The sequence below is a fragment of the Arachnia rubra genome, from assembly GCF_019973735.1.
GTDB lineage: Bacteria > Actinomycetota > Actinomycetes > Propionibacteriales > Propionibacteriaceae > Arachnia > Arachnia rubra.
In genome coordinates this window covers 514,612-534,635 of the sequence record NZ_AP024463.1, presented here as the reverse complement: position 1 = coordinate 534,635, position 20,024 = coordinate 514,612, and the positions used below count along the sequence as shown (strand labels likewise).

The 20,024-nt window shown below is 66.5% G+C and carries 21 protein-coding genes; 6 read left to right on the top strand and 15 right to left on the bottom strand.

Annotated elements, in window-relative coordinates; translation table 11 throughout:
• Nucleotides 1–22 precede the first annotated feature (22 nt).
• The 3 genes from SK1NUM_RS02285 to SK1NUM_RS02275 all read left to right on the top strand — a co-directional run bounded on the left by SK1NUM_RS02285 (nt 23) and on the right by SK1NUM_RS02275 (nt 3,466).
• Nucleotides 23–1,285 (top strand): ATP-binding protein, encoded by a 1,263-nt coding sequence (locus SK1NUM_RS02285; protein ID WP_212324817.1) that lies wholly within the window; start codon nt 23–25, stop codon nt 1,283–1,285.
• 439 nt (nt 1,286–1,724) lie between these two features.
• Nucleotides 1,725–2,765 (top strand): serine hydrolase domain-containing protein, encoded by a 1,041-nt coding sequence (locus SK1NUM_RS02280; RefSeq protein ID WP_212324815.1) that lies wholly within the window; start codon nt 1,725–1,727, stop codon nt 2,763–2,765.
• Between the two features lie 308 nt (nt 2,766–3,073).
• On the top strand, nt 3,074–3,466 hold the full coding sequence (locus SK1NUM_RS02275) for a DUF1304 domain-containing protein (RefSeq protein WP_212324807.1): 393 nt from the start codon (nt 3,074–3,076) through the stop codon (nt 3,464–3,466).
• 63 nt (nt 3,467–3,529) lie between these two features.
• Here SK1NUM_RS02275 and SK1NUM_RS02270 read toward each other — a convergent pair whose 3' ends face one another.
• The 11 genes from SK1NUM_RS02270 to ssd all read right to left on the bottom strand — a co-directional run bounded on the left by SK1NUM_RS02270 (nt 3,530) and on the right by ssd (nt 15,494).
• On the bottom strand, nt 3,530–4,486 hold the full coding sequence (locus SK1NUM_RS02270; RefSeq protein ID WP_212324805.1) for a hypothetical protein: 957 nt from the start codon (nt 4,484–4,486) through the stop codon (nt 3,530–3,532).
• 183 nt (nt 4,487–4,669) lie between these two features.
• The gene (locus SK1NUM_RS02265) at nt 4,670–6,169 is read right to left on the bottom strand and encodes a leucine-rich repeat protein (protein WP_212324803.1); all 1,500 of its coding nucleotides are present in this window, start codon (nt 6,167–6,169) and stop codon (nt 4,670–4,672) included.
• A gap of 127 nt (nt 6,170–6,296) precedes the next feature.
• Complete coding sequence (locus SK1NUM_RS02260; RefSeq protein ID WP_212324802.1) at nt 6,297–7,763, bottom strand: DUF7059 domain-containing protein; 1,467 nt, start codon at nt 7,761–7,763, stop codon at nt 6,297–6,299.
• Nucleotides 7,764–7,846: 83 nt separating this feature from the next.
• Nucleotides 7,847–8,227 (bottom strand): Rv3654c family TadE-like protein, encoded by a 381-nt coding sequence (locus tag SK1NUM_RS02255; RefSeq protein ID WP_212324800.1) that lies wholly within the window; start codon nt 8,225–8,227, stop codon nt 7,847–7,849.
• Entirely contained in the window at nt 8,224–8,718 is a 495-nt protein-coding gene (locus tag SK1NUM_RS02250; RefSeq protein WP_212324798.1) for a TadE family type IV pilus minor pilin, read from the bottom strand. The genes SK1NUM_RS02255 and SK1NUM_RS02250 overlap by 4 nt, the downstream gene beginning before the upstream one ends.
• 5 nt (nt 8,719–8,723) lie before the next feature.
• Nucleotides 8,724–8,948, bottom strand: a complete 225-nt coding sequence (locus SK1NUM_RS02245; RefSeq protein WP_212324796.1) for a DUF4244 domain-containing protein — start codon at nt 8,946–8,948, stop codon at nt 8,724–8,726.
• A 201-nt stretch (nt 8,949–9,149) separates the two neighbouring features.
• Nucleotides 9,150–11,387, bottom strand: a complete 2,238-nt coding sequence (locus SK1NUM_RS02240; protein ID WP_223927748.1) for a DEAD/DEAH box helicase — start codon at nt 11,385–11,387, stop codon at nt 9,150–9,152.
• A gap of 318 nt (nt 11,388–11,705) precedes the next feature.
• Entirely contained in the window at nt 11,706–12,317 is a 612-nt protein-coding gene (locus tag SK1NUM_RS02235; RefSeq protein WP_212324792.1) for a type II secretion system F family protein, read from the bottom strand.
• Nucleotides 12,314–13,339: a type II secretion system F family protein gene (locus SK1NUM_RS02230; protein WP_212324790.1), complete on the bottom strand. Its 1,026-nt coding sequence runs from the start codon at nt 13,337–13,339 to the stop codon at nt 12,314–12,316. Before SK1NUM_RS02230 ends, SK1NUM_RS02235 begins: the two co-directional genes overlap by 4 nt.
• A complete protein-coding gene (locus tag SK1NUM_RS02225) occupies nt 13,336–14,472 on the bottom strand; it encodes a TadA family conjugal transfer-associated ATPase (RefSeq protein ID WP_212324788.1) in 1,137 nt (378 codons plus the stop codon). The genes SK1NUM_RS02230 and SK1NUM_RS02225 overlap by 4 nt, the downstream gene beginning before the upstream one ends.
• The gene (gene ssd, locus SK1NUM_RS02220; RefSeq protein ID WP_212324782.1) at nt 14,472–15,494 is read right to left on the bottom strand and encodes a septum site-determining protein Ssd; all 1,023 of its coding nucleotides are present in this window, start codon (nt 15,492–15,494) and stop codon (nt 14,472–14,474) included. Before ssd ends, SK1NUM_RS02225 begins: the two co-directional genes overlap by 1 nt.
• 95 nt (nt 15,495–15,589) lie before the next feature.
• Here ssd and SK1NUM_RS02215 point away from each other — a divergent pair, with 95 nt between their 5' ends.
• Nucleotides 15,590–16,354, top strand: a complete 765-nt coding sequence (locus tag SK1NUM_RS02215; protein WP_212324780.1) for a class I SAM-dependent methyltransferase — start codon at nt 15,590–15,592, stop codon at nt 16,352–16,354.
• Nucleotides 16,355–16,411: 57 nt separating this feature from the next.
• Nucleotides 16,412–16,867 carry a phage holin family protein gene (locus SK1NUM_RS02210; RefSeq protein WP_212324778.1) on the top strand — a complete coding sequence of 152 codons (456 nt, stop codon included), beginning with the start codon at nt 16,412–16,414 and terminating at the stop codon, nt 16,865–16,867.
• A 39-nt stretch (nt 16,868–16,906) separates the two neighbouring features.
• Here SK1NUM_RS02210 and SK1NUM_RS02205 read toward each other — a convergent pair whose 3' ends face one another.
• The 4 genes from SK1NUM_RS02205 to SK1NUM_RS02190 all read right to left on the bottom strand — a co-directional run bounded on the left by SK1NUM_RS02205 (nt 16,907) and on the right by SK1NUM_RS02190 (nt 18,554).
• Nucleotides 16,907–17,548, bottom strand: a complete 642-nt coding sequence (locus tag SK1NUM_RS02205) for an NUDIX hydrolase (RefSeq protein ID WP_212324777.1) — start codon at nt 17,546–17,548, stop codon at nt 16,907–16,909.
• Nucleotides 17,545–18,006, bottom strand: a complete 462-nt coding sequence (locus tag SK1NUM_RS02200; RefSeq protein WP_212324768.1) for a RidA family protein — start codon at nt 18,004–18,006, stop codon at nt 17,545–17,547. Before SK1NUM_RS02200 ends, SK1NUM_RS02205 begins: the two co-directional genes overlap by 4 nt.
• Nucleotides 18,006–18,164 (bottom strand): DUF4177 domain-containing protein, encoded by a 159-nt coding sequence (locus tag SK1NUM_RS02195; RefSeq protein WP_212324766.1) that lies wholly within the window; start codon nt 18,162–18,164, stop codon nt 18,006–18,008. Before SK1NUM_RS02195 ends, SK1NUM_RS02200 begins: the two co-directional genes overlap by 1 nt.
• Before the next feature lie 105 nt (nt 18,165–18,269).
• On the bottom strand, nt 18,270–18,554 hold the full coding sequence (locus tag SK1NUM_RS02190; RefSeq protein WP_212324764.1) for a WhiB family transcriptional regulator: 285 nt from the start codon (nt 18,552–18,554) through the stop codon (nt 18,270–18,272).
• A gap of 859 nt (nt 18,555–19,413) precedes the next feature.
• On the opposite strand from SK1NUM_RS02190, the gene SK1NUM_RS02185 reads away from it, so the two are divergent.
• The gene (locus SK1NUM_RS02185; protein ID WP_212324762.1) at nt 19,414–19,965 is read left to right on the top strand and encodes a WhiB family transcriptional regulator; all 552 of its coding nucleotides are present in this window, start codon (nt 19,414–19,416) and stop codon (nt 19,963–19,965) included.
• Nucleotides 19,966–20,024: the final 59 nt, after the last annotated feature.

Below are 20,024 nucleotides of genomic sequence, written 5' to 3'. Positions count from 1 at the left end.
TGTACGACGTATACTTCCCACCATGGAAGGGCTTGTCAGACGAGCAGTGGAACCATGGGCACGTGAGTTGCTGACGGCCACCCCGGTCCTGACGGTCGAGGGCGCCAGGCAAACTGGCAAATCGACCCTCGCCCAGATGTTGACCGACGGGACACAAGCCAAGATCGTCTCCCTTGACGAGCCTGACGTTCTCATGTTCGCCCGCAATGATCCGCGAGGATTCGTGGATCAGGCTGCCGACCAGACCCTGGTGATCGACGAGGTACAGCGTGTTCCATCGCTGACGCTCTCGATCAAGGCCTCCGTTGACAAAGACCGCCGTCCCAGCCGTTTCATCCTGACGGGATCCTCTGATCTGGCCCGGATGCGCGGCGAGAAGGATTCACTGGCGGGCCGGTCCATGACCATCAATCTGCTTCCCTTCACCCAAGCCGAGTTACGGGGAACCACTGATCGTGGCACTTTTGTCGATCGCCTCCTGGCTGCTGAAACACCCAATGCCGTCACTACGGCGCACGAGCCATTAACCCATCAGACCCTCATCGACTTGATCATTCATGGGGGTCTGCCAGCAGCCCAGAACCTGACATCCCGACTTCGTTCCAGCTGGTACCGCAGCTATGTGGAGAAACTGACACGCGTGGACGCCTTGGATGGCGGTGAGAAACTCAGCCCGGAACGCCTGCTCACCTTGCTGCGGCTAATAGCAGCCAACCAGTCTGGTGAGATAGTCAAGGCACGGTTTGGACAGGAGGCAGCCATCCCGGCTCCGAGCATCGCCAACTATCTCGACGCCTTGACGCGCTTGTACCTTGTCCAAGAACTCCGTCCCTGGACACCAAACCTGACCAACCGGGAAACCGGCCGCCGCAAAGCCTCAGTGGTTGACCCAGGGCTGGCTGTTTGGCTCTGCGGAGCCACCAAGGAATCATTGTCATCCCTGCCCCACGGCCTTCAGCTGCTGGGTCAGTTGACCGAGGGTGTGGTGACCACGGAACTTCACGCCCAAGGTGAATGGGGCGAGAACCATTACCACCTTTATCATTACCGGGACCGGAATGGCAGGGAGATCGACTTCATCCTTGAGCTCGACGACGGCCGCATCATAGGCATTGAGGTCAAGGCCAGCAGGACACTCAAGGGGTCTCACTTCAATAGCTTGCGCTTCCTCAGAGACAGATTGAAGGATCGCATGATCAAAGCCGTCGTCCTAGCGCCTATAGACATGCCTGTGAGTTTTGGAGAAGAACTCTGGGGCCTGCCGATGTCGGCTTTGTGGACGTAAAGAATCCTCGGCTCCATTCACGTCATTTCCTGATGACCACAGGGCCTTGGAGCCAGGAAGGGCTGGGCAACCTCGACCCGGCCTGGTGTCCCACCCCCAGCTGTCCGCCAGATAATAAAGCCATCCGTTCAATTCACCCTCGGTAATATACACAATCCTTCAAAAAAATCAAGTCAGATCAACGGAGGACTGGCTCCCACTATCCGAGGTGAGGGACCTGGGCTATTCTTGATGTTGAAAATTCCATTATATTGGATCTCTGGATTACCCGCTCCTCGCACAATGGAAATTTCACCCACAAAATATGCCGCCGCGGGTTCAGCCGATCCAGCCGCCTGAAAACCTCACTGCGTCATTCACAAAACTCGCAGCACTCTGCATGAATTTTTATCTATCGCCGCACGGCGCTGCGATTTACTTCATTACCAGGAGGATTGCGATGGATGTAGACGATTTCAACGCCAAGCTGACAAAACATTTGGACAAGCAAGCGCGCAAGTGGCAGCCACAGGTTGCCGTGCGCGCACCACGCCTTGGAGTGGATTACCGCTACGGGCCGGAGGACCTACCGTTCCACTCCGCCAGCGTCGGGAAGCTGGCACCCGCAGCGATCGCCATGCAGCTGATCAAGCAGCAGGCACTGACTCTCAGCACCCACATCTCCTCCGTGCTGAAACCAGAGGTACTGCAGGGTATTTTCATGGATGACAGGCTGAATGAGGCCACCATTGAACATCTCCTGGCCCACACTTCCGGAGCGAATGACTACCTCAATGGACGCACCAAGGGGCCGACAATCGCTGAACTTGCCGTGACGGATCTTCACCGGCAATGGACCCCAAGCAGCCTGCTCGCCCACTCCCGGGAACATCAAAGGCCAGTCGGGGCTCCTGGAGAGAAATTCTTCTACAGTGACACCGGGTTCACCGTCTTGGGGCTCGTACTTGAGGCTATCACCGGCATGGACTATTCCCGTCTCGTGCATGAGCGAATCTTTGAGCCATTGGGAATGAGCCGTAGTTTCATGCCGTTGCGCACCAAACCCACCACTGGAGAAGACAGGATTGCACCTCTATACCTCGGCAAGACCCGAGTAGACGACGCGGAGTCACTCACCCTTGACTGGGCCGGTGGCGGTCTTGCAGCCACGCTGGCTGACTACCTGACTTTCATTCACGCGCTTCACACAGGCCGCCTCATCAGTGTGGAGTCGTGGGCATGGCTGACCGTATCCCGCCACAAGTACCGCGCCGGCTTGCACTATGGGGCCGGGACCATGAATGTGAAATTCAACGAATTCGCCCCCTGGCTGCGGGACTGGCCATGCCCTGTGGGGCATCTGGGATTGACCGCGGCACACCTGTGGCATGATCCGGCACACGACGCAGAGATCGTCATCAACTTCGGGTCCTCAAAGGCGATGCAAACCAGCTTCTACTCGCTCATTGAGCTCGTCAGACTACTGCGCCAGCTCAGCTGACTCTGGCGAAATCCGCGGAAAAGGGTTATTTATGTGGCTGCTCCCCGCTGTCCACACCGGGCCGCGAGCGCCAGCGGGTAGTCCTTGAAGCCCCGGTGACGGTCCCAGCAAACAGCGGCCTCCAACACGCTCGCCTCGTGACTCGGCCAATCGGAGAGGCAGCCCAGGGATAGGCCGTCGCGACCCTCCATGGGAAGAGATACAGCAGAGCCACGGAAAGTCTCAGCAAATCCGCAAATGCCGGGCACCCCGCCTGGGTCAGGTCGGGTTATAGTTCGTCACGACATCATCCTTTGCAGGGGGAACTCATGATCATCACCGGGCTGGCACTAGCGGGTATCGCCGCGCTCGTGCACGTTTTCATCTTCTACCTGGAGTCGATCGCCTGGACGGGGGAACGCGCACGGGCCGTCTTCGGCACCGGAACCGCCGAGCAAGCAGCAGCGACGAGGGAAATCGCCTTCAACCAGGGGTTCTACAACCTCTTCCTGGCCGTGGCTGTCTTTCTCGGGATCGTGCTCCACATCGCTGGGCAGCCAGTGGTGGGCTCGACGCTGGTGTTCACCGGGGCCGGGTCGATGGTCGCGGCCAGTCTCGTCCTGCTCTTGAGCAGCCCCGACAAGGCATCCGCGGCGCTCAAACAGGGGGTGATCCCCGCCCTCGGCGTGATCGCCCTGGCCATCGGCCTGATCACCGGTTGAGGAACCGGCACACGCTGGCCGAAAGCAGCCATAAGCGGCCCCATCCGATAGGGATCTCTAGGCTCACCGCCGGTTCGCAGCGGCTCTGAGCCGCCTCAGATAGATGAACAGCACGATCAGGGACTCTGCGATCGGCAGCAGGCCGTAGTGACCTCCATTCAGGGTGATGCCGACGCCAGAGAACAGTTGGGAAGACGCACCGAAGGCATACCAGGGCAGCTGCGTCAGCCAATTGAGGCCAGGAACCCCGTCCAGCAGCAGGGGAGCGACGACGTGCGCCGCGGCGAGGACCGGGACCAGGCAGTTGATCAGCACCAGCAAGTCGGCTCTCAGACCGGGCAGGCCGCGGACCGCGTGCAGCAGGAACCACATGCCCACGCAGTACAGCGCAAGCATCGGAACCACCGGCACCAGCATCACCCCGCTCAGGAACGGCACAGCACAGGCCACCACGCCGGCCACCAGGGCTGCGGGAACCAGCACCGCCAGCCAGATCTGCCGGTCCGTCAGCCCAGCCCGCGACCGTCGTCGTGAGGTGCCCAGGCGCCTGCCGTATCCCCCAGTCAGCAGGCAGCTCGACAACGGTGCCGCAAGCCATTCCAGGCCGACATCGCGCGGGTTGGCGAACCAGTGGTCGACTCCCTGGACGTTTTCAAGCCCCAGAACCTGTTGCCAGCCACTGACCGCGAACCCGATCAGCAGCGACAGTACCTGCAGCGACCCAACCGTCGTCCACCGGAAACCCGGCCGGTGCCGGATCCTGCTCACCAGCAGTAGGACAACCACCGCCCCGGCCACGTAGAGCACCAACGGCAGCAGCGTCTGCGGGGTGAAAGCCGCCCAAGGATCCGCCGCGGCTCCGGAGGACTTGCCCGGCGGTGGCTCTTCACCTTCGGTTAACCAGGTCGTGACCCATGGACGCAGCATCGGCGTCCATCGCCACAACTGCCACGCCACAGCGCAGCCCACCAAGATACAGGCCAGCCTGCGAACGTCACGATCCCGGAGCAGCCGATTCATTTTTGCCTACCATCCATTTCAAAGCCAGCCGTAGTCTCGCAGACGCCACCGACAAAACATCGGCGGGGGCGGCAGGCCCCTGCCCGGGGGGTTCGTGCACCCCATGCGAAGTGCCCAGCCAGGGATCACTCCCCGACTGGGCACCTCTTCAGTCCGGCCACGTGGTCCGGTGACTCAGTCCGGTCAGCTGATGGCCCCGCCCGTCCGGGGAAGCCCCGGGCGGACTGGGTTTGCCGGCTGCGGGGCCGTAGCGCCCGGAGTCACAACCGTCGAGGCTGAGGCCGCCGGGTCAGGAGCCGGGGCGGTGGAGGTGGCTGGGGCTGTAGCGGAGGGAGCGGGCGTTGGGTTATCAGCTGGACCCGGAGCAGCCGTCGGAGTGGCAGTCGGGACCGGAGCAGGCGAGGGCGGGGCCGGGTGGCTGTCCGGGTCGAGCGGGTCGGTCCCGGCCTCGATCTCCTCGCCGTTGGTGAAGCCGTCGCCGTCCTCGTCGGCGGTGAGGTCGAAGGACGGCTTGGCCGGCTCCGTGACGCTGTCGCCCTTGTCCGTGACGACCAGGCACTGGTCGGCCATGGTGTAGCCGTTCCAGACGGGCTTGGCGTAGCCATCCGTCACCTGGTCGGCGCCGAAGTGGCAGTAGTAGCTGAGGGTGAGTCCCCGCGGGTCGCCAAAGGATCCGGTGTTGGGGCTCCAGCGTCCGGGCGCGTGGATGGTGGGGGCGGGACCCTGCATCGTCACCGAGGTGAGGGCGTTGCTGCCGAAGGCCCGCTTCGCGATGGTGGTGACCTTGGCTGGGATGGTCAGCGATGTGAGGTCGTTGTACTCGAAGGCAGCCTCCTGGATCTCGGTGAGGCTCTCGGGCAGTTTCACGGACTTCAGCTCGTTGCTGTGGAAAGCTCGCTCCGGAATGGTGGTGATGGAGCTGGGCAGGGTCAGCGAGGTGAGCTTGTTGCCCGAGAAAACCTCGGCGCCGAGTGATGTCACCGTCTCTGGGATGGTCACCGAGGTCAGTTTGTTGTTGGAGAACAGCCCGGGGGCCAGCGACGTCAGGCCGCCCGGGATAGTCACGCTGGTCAGGGCGTTGGCTTCGAAGGCCGAGGCACCGATGGAGGTGACCGACTCGGGCAGCACCAGCGACGTCAGCCGGCACGACGCGAAGGCCGCCGGGCCGATGGTCGCCAGACCCTCCGGAAGGTTGATCGAGGTGAAGTTGTTGTTGACGAACGTGGAGGCCTTGATCTCGGTGAGTTTCCTCGGCAAGGTGATGCTCTTCATGTGGTTGTTCATGAAGGCCTGCTCGCCGATGCTGGTGACGGAGTCCGGAATGACGATTTCACCGATGGAGTTGCCGTAGAAGGCGGCCTTTCCGATCTCCTCCAGCCCATCAGGCAATACGACTGTATTCAGCCGGGCGGAGCGCAGCCCCTCCTCCCCAATACGTTTGACTTGATAGGTTGTGCCCTCGTGGTCGACGGCCGCGGGGATGGTGAGGGTGCGGGCGATCTTGTTCCGGTCGAAACCGACCAGCGTCGCCCCCTGTCCGGGCGCATCCGGGTCGACCCGGTAGGTGACCGCGTCCACCACGACATCAACGGGGGCCGCCTGGGCCGGCAGGGCCTGGAAAGTGAGTCCCAGCCCGGCCGTGAGGGCCATCACAAGCCCATGCCGGAAGAACAGACGAGACATGTGGTTTTGCCTTTCACATCCAGGAGATTCCGCCCATGGAAAACGATGTGTCCACGGAATCTCCAAGTTCGGGCACAGCATGCCATGACGGATGCTGTCCGGTCATCCCCTGAGCAATAAAGGTTATTCAGGCGGCCTGGACGAGATATTGCTCAGCCAGAGCCTGGCGGACAGCGGGGATCGCCTCGGCTGCGATCTCCTCCGCCGGCCTACCGAGCAGGTGGGCGACGGCGGAGATGGTCTGGCCGACGGTGAGGTCGCCGTCGAGGGCTCCCAGGACCGCACCCGTCACGGTGGTCAGGTGCATGCCGCGCAGCAGCCCGGTACGCTGCCGCAGCACCAGGTACTCGGGGTCCGCAGCGCCAGGTTGCCCGGTGGTCTCGGCTACCACACCGGCCAGGTGAGGCGTGAGGGAGAGCAGGTCCGCGGTGGGAAGATGGGCAGCGTCAATGGCCCCGGCATGGGCGGCGAACACAGATCCCACCGGCTGGGCGACGGCATGCGGCCATGACTCGCAGCGCACCTCGGGCACCTCACGGCCCGCTTTGGTGAGCAGGATCCACCCCATGCCGACCTCGTCGATGCCCAGGCGGCTGAAGTAGTCCAGCCACCGCCGGTAGGTGGGCTCCCATTCAGGACGTCCTGACAGGCCAGCGTCGGCGAGCCACATCTCGATGTAGGCGAACCGGTCGAGGCGCTCGCGTTCGATGGCGAACAGGTCGCACCCTGAGCCTGCCACCCACGAAGCGAGCCTCTCCTCCCAAGGGACGCCGGTGATGGCCCAGTTCGTCAGCAGCTGAAGGCTGCCGCCGGGGGTCAGGTGGCTGGGGGCGTCGCGGACGACCGCCTCGACGAGACCATCCGCTGTGAATGCGGACTCGCGGTAGGTGAGGCATTCCCCGCCAGGCGGGCTCATCACGTAGGGCGGGTTGGAGACGATCAGGTCGAACTGCTCACCCGCCACCGGCTCGAACAGCGACCCCTCGCGGAAGTCGATGCCCATCCCGCTCAGGGCAGCACCGATCCTCGCGAGATGCAGGGCCCGCGGGTTGAGGTCGGTCGCCACCACCTCGTCAGCATGGCGGGACAGGTGATAGCTCTGCACCCCGCACCCCGTGCCGAGGTCAAGAGCACGGCCGATGGGCTGCCGCATGGTGATCTCAGCCAGTGTCAGGGACGCGGGTGAAGCCCCCAGCACGTAGTCCAGGCGAATCGGCTCCACCAGGCCGTCGAGTCCGGGAGTGAGGTCACTGACCAGCCAGCCGCTGGCGCCGTCATCGGGTGACGCATAGGGCCGCAACTCGACGACTGCCCTGGCCGATTGCCCGTCGAACGCGACGATCTCCTCCGCCAGCACGTCGCTGAGGCAGTCCCTGAATGCTCTGCCCACCACCGCGGCCGGCACCTCCTGACGGAGCAGGAACAACCGGATCAGGGTCGCGAGAGGATCATCAGCCCTAGCCAGGGCGACGTCAGCGGGCAGGGTGCAGTTCCGTTGCAGCCCAGCCTGCCCCACTTCGCCAATCCGTTCCAGCACGGCGTCAGTGGAGTAGCCGATCTCGTTCAGCCGCCCACGCAACCGGATAATGTCCATGTGGACACCCTAGTGTCGCGTGGCGTTAGCTCGCCGGGGAGCGCCAGGTGGAGCCCCGGAACACCCCGTGTGGACTGGCGGTCTCATACCGTTCCCGCCGTTGCGCTCCGCTCCACCTCGCCTGGGTTGAAACCGCGTCCCTCCAGCAGCGGCAGAGCCACCGTCACCTCGACGACGAACCGGGGCCGCTCGCCCCGCACCTCGCATCCGGTCAGGCGTCCGCCGTTCTCGTCAGCCACCTTCTCGGCCTCCGCGCAGGCGTCACCGCCGTCAGCCTCCGCTGCGGCAGCGGCCAGGGCTGTCAGGTCGGCGCTGCTCTGGGCCTGCTCAGCCCGGGCCAGCCACCCCACGATAAGCGCCACAGTGGCGGCCACCATCACCAGCCCGAGGCAGATCCCCGCCACCAGCACCGTGCCCACTCCCCTTTCATCATGACCGCCGGGAGCGCGGCGCGTCTCCTTCATGGCCCAACCCCCGGCTCCCAGTGGGCCCAGGCCGTTGACTCAAGTGGTACGGCCCCAAGCTTGAGGATGGACACCTCCAGGCGAGTGGTGACCCGCACCCCGGCATTCGTACGTTCGATCTCGATGCGTGCTCCAGTGGGTGCCTTCTCCCTCGTCTTCTGCGCTGTCGCGTCGTCGCCCCGGGCCAGGTGCTTGGCCAGGTCCGAGGTGACAGTCTGGATTCCCGACTGGGTCACGCCCAGCAGGATGATCCCGACCAGGACCGACAGCAGCATCACGATGGTGATGAGCCCGATGGCCAGCTCCACCGTCACCATCCCCCGCTGCCCCCGCCGGGCCCTGCGCCGGCCAAACCAGCTGACGTGGCCCGGTTTGCGCCGCCGGGGCGCCGGAGGCTGCGCGACGGAGACGATGGCCGCACGCGATTCCTCGCCCCGCGCCCCCGGCACCTCCGCCCGGAGGCGTGGGGCGGTGGCTTCCGCCCCACGCATGGTGATCAGGCGTCGTGCTGGGCGGCGTTCACGAAGAGGTCGGTGACCCACTTCATGATCATGTCGAACAGCGAGTTGTCGTTGAAGACACGGAGCAGCAGCATCGCTGCGGCCGCAGCGCCGAGCAAACCAATGGCGTACTCGACAGTGGTCAGGCCCCGCTCGGCGAAACGACGACGTGAAGGGCTCTTCTTCTCGACGCAGGCGACGGTCTTGGCGGACTCGGACATGACTTCCCCTTTCGGATGTTCCCAGATGGCCTTCCACCCGGTGACACCTTCACCATGGGCAGCGCACCCTGCAGGCTGTCCGTTTCCACATGCCTGAGGACAGGCGACAACACCTGTGCTCTGTGGTGACAACACCGCCCCGTCATGTGACAACACCTGGCCCATATGAACTGCCTCTGTGAACGCGGGGAGTCTCTTCCATTAGCCGTTGAGGACACGCTCCAGCAGTTCCCTGGCTGCGGCCTTGTCCAGCACCTGGTTGGCGTTGCCGCATTTCGGCGAGACGACGCAGGCGGGGCATCCCGACTCGCAACAGCAGGTGCGCAGCCGCTCCAGCGTCGCGGCCAGCCACCGTCCGGCAACCTCGTAGGCGTGGGCGGCGAAACCCGCTCCCCCAGCCAGGCCATCATGGACGAAGACCGTTGCCAGTCCCGTGTCGGGGTGCCGGGCCGTGGAGATGCCGCCGATATCCCAGCGATCGCAGGGCGCGAACGCGGGCAGCAGGGAGATGGCGGTGTGTTCGGCGGCATGCGCAGCTGCCCCCAACTGAAGCGTCCCCCAGCCGAGTTCCCGCTCCAGGGACTCAGGGACGCTCCACCACACGGCCTGCGTGGCCAGGGTGTGCTCGGGGCAGTCGAGCGGCGTCGAGTCGAGGACCTCGTGGGTGGTCTCGTCGCGTCTGAGGTATCCGGTGACCTGCCAGCTGAGCCGCACGTCGCCGAAGTGGATGCGTGTTTGTCCCAGCGGCCGCGAGCCGGTCTCCCGCAGCACCACGATGTCCTGGCTGGTCTCCGCCTGGGTGTACCAGGAGTTGTGGACCGCCACCACCATCGCGCGGCGTTCGTCGATGTCGAGTTCCGTCACCATGAATGACTGTCCTTGGTGCAGGTAGACGGCGCCCTGGTGGACGGTGCGGTCCGCGGCATCGGGGTCCACCACCCCGATCACCTGCCCGGTGGAGCGTTCGATGATCTCGACGGGCCTGGGGGCGGTGGAGCGCAGGCTGATGTGGTCGGCGGCCCGGTCGGGACGGGTCCAGAACCAGGTGCCGCCGCGGTCCCGCAGCACCTTCCCGGCAGCAAGGTGCCTGGCCAGCGGCAGCGTCATCGGACCGAACCAGCGCTCATCCGCGGGCGTGAGCGGCTGCTCCTGGGCGGCAGCGGCCAGGTGCGGTCCGAGGACGTGTAGGTTCTGCGGGTGGCAGACAGCCGCCTCGACGGGAGCGTCGAAGATCAGCTCGGGATGTTGCAGCAGGTAGGCATCGAGCGGATTCTCCCGGGCGAGCAACACCACCAGGGCCTCCCGCCCCGCGCGACCGGCCCGGCCCGCCTGCTGCCAGAACGACGACAGCTTCCCCGGGAACCCGGCCACGAGCACCGCGTCGATGCCAGAGACGTCAATGCCGAGCTCCAGCGCGTTCGTGGTGGCCAGCCCAAGGAGCTCCCCGGACTGCAGTGCCGCCTCCAGGTCGCGGCGTTCCATCGCCAAGTAGCCGCCCCGGTAGGACGCGATCCGGGCGGGATCGGTGGCGAGTTCTGCCGCGGCCAGGCTGACGAGCTCCGCACCGGCCCGGGATGCGACGAAGGCCAGCGTCTGGGTTCCATCGCCGGCCAGGCCCGCGAGTAGACGGGCTGTGTCGCGGTTGAGGTTGGTCGCCGGCTGCCACAGCACGGCAGTCCGGGCGGCTGCCGGGGCGGTCGAGGACGCGACCACATCCACCTGCTCCTCACCGATCAGGGTGCCTCCGAACTCAGCGGCGTTCGGTGCGGTCGCGGAGCTGAGCAGTACCGTCGGCTCAGCCCCGTAGCTGGCGGCGACCCGCCGCAGTCTCCTGAGCACCTGCGCAACATGCGCCCCGAAAACCCCCTGATACCGGTGGGCCTCGTCGACGACGATGTATCGCAGCCCGCCCAGCAGCGCCGACCAGTGGCGATGGTTCGGGAGCACGGAGAAATGCAGCATGTCCGGGTTGGTGAGCACCAGGCCGGCGTGTTCGCGAGCGAAACGTCGCTCGGCATCGTCGGAGTCGCCATCGAGGGCCCCGATCCGCACCGAGCCAGGTGCCAGCTCCCCGGCAGCCCGGGCCTGGTCGTGGGCCAGCGCCTTGGTAGGAGCCAGGTAGAGGGCGGTGGGGCGGCGCAACGCGAATCCCCTTCCACGTCCCTGCCTGCCGCCCTGCAGCGCTGTGAACACCGGCATCAGGTAGGCCAGAGTCTTCCCGGAGCCGGTGGGGGTGCAGATGGCGGCATGACGGCCGGCATGGGCCAGTTCCGCGAACTCCACCTGGTGCTGCCATGGCCGCTCGATCCCGGCGGCACGAAACCCACCGATGAGCCCGGCATCGAGCCACCCGGGCCAGTCACCCTGCGTACCCGAGGAGGCTGGCCGGTGGCGCACCACCACTGCTTCCTGCGCACCGGTCACCCATTCCCAGCTCACCCGCCCAACTCTGCCACCTGCCAGATCCGGCCGCATCGCGCTGGAAGTCCATCGGCGAGCGGAGAATCCGGGGCGAAGATTTCGCCAAGACAACCAAACGAAGCCAAGACAACCAACGAAACAGCACCTTGTCACGCGGTGACAAGGCACGCGGCTGCCGCGCGCTCCACGAGGTGGGCTAGGCGAAACGGCACCGGGTGGTGCCGTGCACGAGGCGGATTTCAGCCCAGGGGCTGCCACAGGGAAAAGGACACCCGGCGAAGTGACGACCCGCAGGGCCAGAGAGTGGTGGTGCGCGGCAGCGCCGGCCTGGGCTCATCAGCGACCCACGAACGTTCCCAGCAGCGACGCCACCAACGGCACCACCCCTATGAGCACGAAGGCCGGCAAGAAGCACACCGCGAGCGGCTGCACCGATTTCACCCCCACCGACCTGGCCCGTTTGGTCTCCTGCTCACGACGACGGCGCCGTGCCTCGTCGGCGTGGACGCGGAGGCTTTCGACCAAGCTGGTGCCAGAGCGGGCCGAGCGGGCGGCGTCGCGGGCCGGCGGCCCCCAATCGGGGTGGTCAGCGAGACTGCCCCACGCCTCCTGTGGGTCTCTGCCAACCCGCAGCTGCGCATCGACGGCGCGCAGGATCTCGCCTGTCGCAGGAGGGCTGACGCCAGCCACCGTGGCGATGGCCTGGCTCATGGGGGCGCCTGCCTCCAGGCAGATGGCGAGCAGATCCAGGGCCTCGGGGAGTTCCCGCACGACAGCCTGGTCCGCTTTCCTGCGGCCGCTGCGCTGCCGCAGCACCCACTGCCAGGCCTTCACCACCCAGCCGGGTAGCGGCGACGAGGCCGGGTCGAGACGGCTGAGGGGCGGTGGGGCCCACAGGACCAAGACAGCTGCGGCCACGAGAAAACCGATCAGCGCTGCGGTACTCATGCCCGGACCGCCAGTTTCTCAGTCCACACCACCCCGGCGGCGGCCAGGCTCACCCCGGCAAGCGCCAGCACCATTCCGAGCGGATGCTCCAGCAGGAAACCAAGAGGGTTCGCCCCGACGAAGGACCCCAGCAGCAGCGCGCCGAAGGGCAGGAACGCCATGATCCGGGCGCTGCCACGCGCCATCGCCAGCTCGGCCTCGACCACCCCGGACAGCTCCCGCTCCGAGCGCAGCCCCTCCGCGACCTGCAGCAGCACCGAGGCGATGGGGGCGCCGGTGCGTTCCGCCACCCGCCATGCCCCGGCGACCCGCGCCAGGCCCTCCCGGCCGGGCGTCCTGGCGGCCTCGCGCAGTGCCCTGGGCACGTCGCCTCCCAGCCGAGCCACGGCTGCGACGGGAGCCAGCGCCGGACAGTCGGAGGCGGCCTCACTCAGTGCTGTCGTCGGGATCTGCCCGGCGCGCAACAGCATGGCAAGCCCCACCGTCACCCGGGTGGTCTCATCGGCACAGGAGCGCCGGGAGCGTTCCACCGCGCCACGCCGCAGCACCCACACAGCGGTGCCCACCGCGATGGCCAGCACAAGACCCCAGCCCGCCACCTTCACGCCGAGCACCACGGCCACGATCACCAGGCCACACCCTCCAGCCAGCAGGAGGCTGCGACGCCGCACCTGGGTCTTGTGGTGTGAGACCGGACCTAAAAGGTCCCTGCAGGATTCCTCACCGTGCAGCTCCTCCCTGCTCTGAGAGGTCTCCGTCACGATCCCGCCAGCCTGGGATGAATCCGTTTCCAGGCCGTCGGCCCCAGGACTACGCCACGGCACCGGGCTGTCGGCGGCCCCAGCCCCCACATCCCGTTTCCTGGATCCAGCGCCCACGTTTGCGCGGTGGGACGCCGCACTGAGCGCAGCTGCCTTGCCGCGTGCTGGTGTACGACGGGCCGGGAACCCCAGCCGTTCCAGGGTCTGTTCCCTGCCGACGAGCAGCACAGCTGCCAACGCCAGGAGCAGCACGCTCATCATCTGAACCACCCCAGCCAGTCACGTACCAGCTCCGCACCCGACCCCCAGGTGGTCTCGCCCTCGCTGAACCCCAAAGCAGGCACTATCCCGACCATCCCGTCTGCGCCCCGCTGAAAAGCCCCCACCTCCGCCAGCCAGCGTTTCCCATCGGAGCCGCGGCGCAGATGCAGCACCAGCCGCAGAGCTGCCGCGAGCTGCGCATGGCAGGCTTCGCGGCCCAGGCCTCCGAGCGCGGCCAGGGCCTCCAGGCGAGCCGGCACATCGGTGATGGAATTGGCGTGGACGGTGCCGCAGCCACCCTCGTGCCCGGTGTTGAGGGCTGAGAGCAGGTCGGTAAGTTCCGCACCGCGCACCTCGCCCAGCACCACCCGGTCCGGCCGCATCCTAAGAGCCTGCCGCACCAGGGTGGTGAGTGTGATGGCGCCTTTGCCCTCATTGTTGGGCGGCCGGCCCTCCATACGAACGCAGTGCGGATGCCGGGGTGTCAGTTCCCGGGCGTCCTCCACCACGACGATGCGTTCTGCGGCGGGCACCTCTGCCAGCAGCGCCGCCAGCAGGGTGGTCTTGCCGGTGCCGGTGCCACCGGAGATCAGGAACGGCACCTTGCGGGCAATCACGAGGCGGCACAACTCAAGGGCCTCCGCGGTGAGCGACCCGGCCGTGTGCAGCTCCTCCAGAGTCAAGGTGCGTGAGGCCGGGACCCGCAGCGAGATACACGTTCCCGGACTAGCCAGCGGCGCCAGCACCGCATGCAGCCGCACCCCGCCCGGCAGCCGCCCGTCGACAAAGGGCTGGGCGTCGTCCAGGCGGCGGCCCGCAGTGGCTGCCAGCCGGATGGCGAGTCTGCGGACCGCCTCATCATGGACGAACCGCACATCCGCGGGCTCCAGCCCGGAACCCCGGTCGACGAACACCGCATCCGGGCCGTTGACCAGCACATCGGACACCCCCGGCTCCCGCAGCAGCTCCTCCAGCGGCCCGGCCCCGACGGAGTTGCGGCGCAGCTGGTCCATCGCCTCTCTGAGCGCGGTGTCGGAGACCACCAGCCCCATCCCCCGCATCGCGGTCGCGACATCTGCCGCGGTATGGGGGCGGCCGAGCCTGCCCAGCCTGGCCTGCAGTTCCTCAAGCATCAGCGCCTCACCTCCTCGAACAGCCGCATTGCGTCCCGGCGCAGCCGCGCTGCCGGCCGCGATCCGACGCTGGCCCCCTGGGCAGCGAGCTGCGGGACCCGCGGGTCGTCGCGTATCACCCCGGCCAGCGGCAGCCCCAGCGCGTCAGCAACCGCCTCGGGAGGCAGCCCGCGACCCCTCCCAGCCCGCACCACCAGCAAGGCCCCAGCCAGGTCCAGCCGCCGGGCCTGCATCCTCGCAGCAGCCACCGAACGCACATCCGCCCCAACCACCAGCAACGAGACCACGCGACGCCCCAGCTCCGCCAGTCGGGTGCCGTCTCCCATGTCCACGACCACGATGTCGTGGCTGCGCTCCAGCGACCTCAGCACCGCCGACAGCGCAGCCTCGTCCGGCGGATACCCATGAGGCCTGCCCAACGCCAGCACGGAAACCCGTTCCGCTAAGACCAGGTGCGGGGTCAGGTCACCGACCTCCCCGACGGCGTGACGCAGCTCCTCCCACGTCATGCCGGGCTGGGTTTCCGCTCCGAACAGCAGGTCCAGCCCTCCGCCGCAGCGCGCCAGTTCCACCACAGCCGGGCGCAAGCCCGATTCGGCGGCCCGCATGGCGAGCGCCACCACGAGTGAGCTGACACCCAGCCCCCCTGAGACCCCGGAGACCGCCAGCAGCTGTGCTGCCTCCTGCCCCGGCAAGTCACTGGCGAGCACCTCCGCCAGCCGCTGCGACTCGCCGGGTAGCCGCAGTGCGGGCGCCCCGAGCTCGGCGGAGGCCTGCAGCAAGTCATCGGACTCGAAGCCGACCACCCAGACTCCCGGCACCGCCCCGAGCGTCGCGGCGCGCGACGCCATGTCCGTTCCGACCAGCCGGAGCGAGGCGGTGCGCCACCTGTGCCTGAGGTCCTCCCGGTCCGGGATCACCTCAAGATCGATCCCGAGCGCCAATGCGGTGGCGAGCACGGAATCTGCGAGCGCGGCTTCCCGCGTTGCGAGCAATGGACCGGTACTCTCCGAAGTATTCACATTCTCACTTTGAGAAACCTCCGAGACGAATCGCCATTCTTGTCAGAAGGTGTGGATAACCTGTTTTCAACAGCACCGCGACACCCCAGGAAGAGATGACCAAGACCAATCCCCTGCCGCCCGAAGCACTGACCTGGCTTGCTGTCTGGCCAGGGGTGCGGGGATTGACCTTCGGGGGCAGCCTGCTGCCCCAGCGCCTGGAGGAGGCGGGACACACTGTCTTCGCGATGGCCGACACCGACCGTGACATGCGCCGTCTGCTCGCCGTGCCCGAGATCAGCTCCTTCTGGGCGCGCCCCGAGGCCATCCCGATCGATCCCTGCCAGTTCGACGTGGTTTTCTCCCACCAGTCCTTCCACCTTTTCGACCCCGGCCAGACCTTGTCCGAGATCGCGCGGGTGCTGCGTCCCGGCGGCTGCTTCTCCGCCTCCTACATCATCCGCGACGACTCGGTGCCGTGGGTGCGCCGCCTGACCGCACTGCTTCGCCACTACGACCCGATGGCGATGCGCGGCGACTACGGCCACAAGTCCCTGGCCGCCGTCGACGACTCCAAATATTTCCCCGAGGTGGAGCACCGGGCGTTCCGGATCTGGCAGACCGTGAGCCTCGATGACCTGCAGCAGCTCGTGGCCAACCAGCCGTTGTCGCGCAAACTCTCAGAGCACCAGCGCAAACGCCTGGCCGACGAGATAAGGGACCTATTCGAGCACGCCGTCAGGCCCGGCGAGAACCTCCGGCTGCCATTCCAGTTGCTGGCCTGGCGGGCGTGGGTGAACCATGACGAGCTGACGGAACCAGTCTCGATGCCCGAAAGCGGGATCCAGATCGACATGCAGGTCGCCACGCCTCCGCGGTAGCCGTAGGGTTAGATGCACCGGTTGCCACCGCAGCCGGCTGGATGCGAAAGGAACACGATGGCCCGTCCCACTCCATTCCAGTTACTCCGCGACGGCCTGATGGACTTCGTCGCCCGCGAGTCGGAGCTGGCCAAAGCTGAGCTCGTACCAGCCGCGAAGCACGCCGGCATCGGCTCGGGGCTAGTCGCGGCCGCAGCGGCATTCCTGCTGCACTCGATCTGGATGCTGGTGATCGTGCTGGCGCTCGTCATCAGCTGGCTGCTGTTGCTGACAGGCATCGGCACCATCGGCGCCCTGACGCTGGGGTTCCTGCTGGCGGCGCTGCTGTCGATCGGGATCGCCGCCCTGCTGATCCTCATAGCGCGCCGGCATTTCAAGCAGGTCAGGAAACCGGTGGCCACGATCGAGGAGGCCAGGGCCACGTTCATCGCGCTCACCGACGCCGCCGCCGGCCAGTCTGCGGAGGTCGTGGTCCGGGAGGAGCCCGCAAGGCCTTCGCCACTAAACAGCTGACTGGAACATGCGAGAGGCCACGAGCGACATCGCCGGTCCTCAGTCCCGTAGGAACCTGCCGGGCACCGGTATCTGCCGGCCCTGGTCCCAGGACCGCTCCCAGCCCGCCACCCGCAGGGTGACGTCAAGAAGGTGGGCGGTCATGCCCCAGATGAACCAGTCCGCGACCTGGAAGCCCGGACCGCTGTAGCCGCTGGGCAGGACGGCCGTGACCCGGCTCTCCGGGGCGCTGAGCTGGGAGACCCTCAGCTGGAGCACATCCGCGACCTCCCGGCGGTCCACCGGGGCAAGGGGTAGCGCCTCGGGCCACGTCGCGACAACGGGAGTGACCTCGTAGCCGCTGACCGGTACCCACGCTGCTGGGAGCTGCCCGAGGACGGTGACGAGCCCAGCCTCCAGACCGACCTCCTCCTGCGCCTCGCGCAGCGCAGTCCCGGCGGGGGTCTCACCGGGTTCGGCACCACCGCCGGGGAAGGAGATCTGCCCAGCGTGCGACCGTAGCCCCTCGGCCCGTTCGGTGAACAGGACCGCAGGGTCGGTCTCGTCGGTGAGCAGAATCAGCACGGCAGCCTGGCGGGCATCGGCGGGTGCCCGGCCGAACTGGCCGAGCGGCCCGGCCGTCCCGTCACGCAGAGCCGCACTCAGGCCTGCCAGGCGGTCCCCCTGGCCGGCCGCTGTCACCTGGCGACGAGCTCCGCCACCAGTTCCACCTCGACAGGGGCGTCGATGGGCAGGACGGCCACGCCGACGGCACTGCGCACATGCGGGGTGCCGAAGATCGCGCCGAGCAACTCGGAGGCGCCATTTGCGACCTGCGGCTGGGCGGTGAAGCCGGTGGTGGAGGCGACGAACACCACGGCCTTGAGGACACGGGCCACGTTGTCGAGGCCGCCGGCCTGGTCGGCGACAGCGGCCAGCGCGTTCAGGGCCGCGACCTTGGCGGCCTCGGCACCCTCGGCGAGTTCGACGGCGTCGCCGAGACGGCCCGTGGCGACGAGCTCCCCGTCGCGTAGCGGCAGCTGCCCGGAGACCCACACCTGGTCCCCGACCTTCAGGGCGGGAGTGTAGGCCGCTAGGGGCTTGGCGACGGGGGGCAGGGACAGTCCGAGGTCAGCGAGGCGCTGCGTGGGCGTGCTCATCAGCCGGCCACCGGACGCTTGAAGTACCCGACCATCGTCTCAGGGGTCGGCCCGGGGGCGACGGTGACGAGTTCCCAGCCCTCTGATCCGAAGTTGTTCAGGATCTGTTGCGATACGTGGCTGAGGATAGGTGCGGTCAGATACTCCCATTTGGTCATGACCCAAGCCTGCCATCAACTGCGCTGGCCATGCCAGGCCAACTTCCAGCCAGGACATCGCAGGCAGCGTGGCGCGAACGGTACAGCCCCGCGGCCAGGACCTCCCTAGCTCGCCTCCTTCATGCGGCCGTAGGTCAGCAGCACCTCCCGCCACGAGGTGATGTCAGGGCGGGAGCGGAGCAGCTGCCTGCGCTCCCGCTCGGTCATTCCCCCCCAGATTCCCCATTCGACGCGATTGTCGAGCGCTTCGGCAAGGCATTCCAGCCGCACTGGGCAACTCATGCAGATACCACGAACCTTCTTCTGGTCTTTCCCCTCGGGGAAGAGAGCGTCCGCCATATTCCGGCACTTGGCGTGCAGTGTCCATTCGCTTGCTTCGCCCAGCGACATCCATGCCCTCCCTCGCGCACCGATTCCTAAAATGCAGATATGACGCTAGCGCATCCCTTCAGAAAGCAAAAACGCTAGAAAGCACGCAATTGCCCCGTCTGAGAGTCGCCAGGGACCCGACGACCGGCCAGAAACCACGATTTTCCGTGCTCCCAGCCCCGGAAACCGGCGTCTTCCCGCACGTGGAGGCCCGCAGAGGCCAGCCAATCGGATGACAAATAAATTTTGATGTTCACCCTGACAAGGAGGGATAAAACAGGCCACGAGATACCCGATACCTCATGATGATTACTTTCGTTAATATGCTTTGGAATGGGAACGGCTTCTGCAATTCGTAATTACAAATTCAATGGGAGAGCCCTGCAAATCACGAGCCGGCCAGATGTCACCACAGCGCAGCCACCTCACAGGACGACGCGTCTGGGCCACGCCAAGGCGCCGCCCGAGGTCGTGACGCACAACCCACCGCTCGGGGATGACTCCCGGGAGGATCCACCCCCTCCAGGAACACTCCCCCTAGGGGCATTCCTCGACGAGCGACGGCACACCGCCCAGCGCGGACTGAGTACCCATACACCCCCACCACACGCGCAGTGAGCCCCACGAGAGACCGACCCCACGGCTCTGACTAGGTATTTCACCCGAAGGGCTGACAAGAATCCTCTATTAGCGCCTAGCCAGAACGAATCCGACAGCGCCAGTTTCCTAAGTATCCATACTCAGATGAGGGCAAGCCGGATACCCAGAGAAGTCGGGTAGTTCCCCCTACCGAAATCCCTTATTCCCCTCCCCGCGATCCGTCACCCTGGTGTAGCAGGAATTGAACAGCCCCGACCCCCAGGGGCAAGGAGGATCAACTGTGACCATCGCGCTCGACGACGCCACCCCATGCGTAAAGTTCGCCTCGCTGTTCCAGGACCCGCTGCTGGAAGACGAAGCAGCCAGCGTCGGGACCGCTGCCGATCTCCGCGCGCAGGCAGCGCTCATGGCTCGTGCCGCAAGCCTCTGCGGTGAGTGCCCGCTACGCGCCGAATGCCTCGCCGAGGCCGTCGTCTCGCACGACGTCGCCGGTTTCGTGGCAGGTACCACGGAGTCCCAGCGGCGAGAGATCCGCAGCCGCCTTGACGTCACCGTCACCCCTGAGGACCTGGACATCTTCGCCGGGGTCTCCTCAGGCCGCAACTTCGACCACGCCGAGATCCACAGGCTACGCCAGGCCAACCCGAACCAGTCGTTGTCCACCATCGCGGCCCGCGTAGGCTGCTCTGTCTCCACTGTGAAACGCCACCTCAGGCGCGCCGACGCCTCAGGACAGGACACGGTGAAGCCCATCAAGAAGAGGAAGCCCAGCAGGAAAGAGGTCATGGAGGCCGCAGCCGAGGTCCTGCAGCCCGAGGCCTCCGTCGCCTGACTCCAGGCCAGACCTCGGCCGGCAGAGGCCCCAGCGGGACTGCCGGCCGAGGGTCTCCC

Coding starts and splice junctions, on each gene's coding strand:
- SK1NUM_RS02275 (WP_212324807.1), top strand. CDS start 3,074: ATGATCATCACCGGGCTGGCACTAGCGGGTATCGCCGCGCTCGTGCAC.
- SK1NUM_RS02210 (WP_212324778.1), top strand. CDS start 16,412: ATGGCCCGTCCCACTCCATTCCAGTTACTCCGCGACGGCCTGATGGAC.
- SK1NUM_RS02235 (WP_212324792.1), bottom strand. CDS start 12,317: ATGAGTACCGCAGCGCTGATCGGTTTTCTCGTGGCCGCAGCTGTCTTG.
- SK1NUM_RS02190 (WP_212324764.1), bottom strand. CDS start 18,554: ATGTCGCTGGGCGAAGCAAGCGAATGGACACTGCACGCCAAGTGCCGG.
- SK1NUM_RS02195 (WP_212324766.1), bottom strand. CDS start 18,164: ATGACCAAATGGGAGTATCTGACCGCACCTATCCTCAGCCACGTATCG.
- SK1NUM_RS02280 (WP_212324815.1), top strand. CDS start 1,725: ATGGATGTAGACGATTTCAACGCCAAGCTGACAAAACATTTGGACAAG.
- SK1NUM_RS02225 (WP_212324788.1), bottom strand. CDS start 14,472: ATGCTTGAGGAACTGCAGGCCAGGCTGGGCAGGCTCGGCCGCCCCCAT.
- SK1NUM_RS02260 (WP_212324802.1), bottom strand. CDS start 7,763: ATGGACATTATCCGGTTGCGTGGGCGGCTGAACGAGATCGGCTACTCC.
- SK1NUM_RS02250 (WP_212324798.1), bottom strand. CDS start 8,718: ATGCGTGGGGCGGAAGCCACCGCCCCACGCCTCCGGGCGGAGGTGCCG.
- SK1NUM_RS02245 (WP_212324796.1), bottom strand. CDS start 8,948: ATGTCCGAGTCCGCCAAGACCGTCGCCTGCGTCGAGAAGAAGAGCCCT.
- SK1NUM_RS02200 (WP_212324768.1), bottom strand. CDS start 18,006: ATGAGCACGCCCACGCAGCGCCTCGCTGACCTCGGACTGTCCCTGCCC.
- SK1NUM_RS02230 (WP_212324790.1), bottom strand. CDS start 13,339: ATGATGAGCGTGCTGCTCCTGGCGTTGGCAGCTGTGCTGCTCGTCGGC.
- SK1NUM_RS02285 (WP_212324817.1), top strand. CDS start 23: ATGGAAGGGCTTGTCAGACGAGCAGTGGAACCATGGGCACGTGAGTTG.
- SK1NUM_RS02255 (WP_212324800.1), bottom strand. CDS start 8,227: ATGAAGGAGACGCGCCGCGCTCCCGGCGGTCATGATGAAAGGGGAGTG.
- SK1NUM_RS02265 (WP_212324803.1), bottom strand. CDS start 6,169: ATGTCTCGTCTGTTCTTCCGGCATGGGCTTGTGATGGCCCTCACGGCC.
- SK1NUM_RS02215 (WP_212324780.1), top strand. CDS start 15,590: ATGACCAAGACCAATCCCCTGCCGCCCGAAGCACTGACCTGGCTTGCT.
- SK1NUM_RS02270 (WP_212324805.1), bottom strand. CDS start 4,486: ATGAATCGGCTGCTCCGGGATCGTGACGTTCGCAGGCTGGCCTGTATC.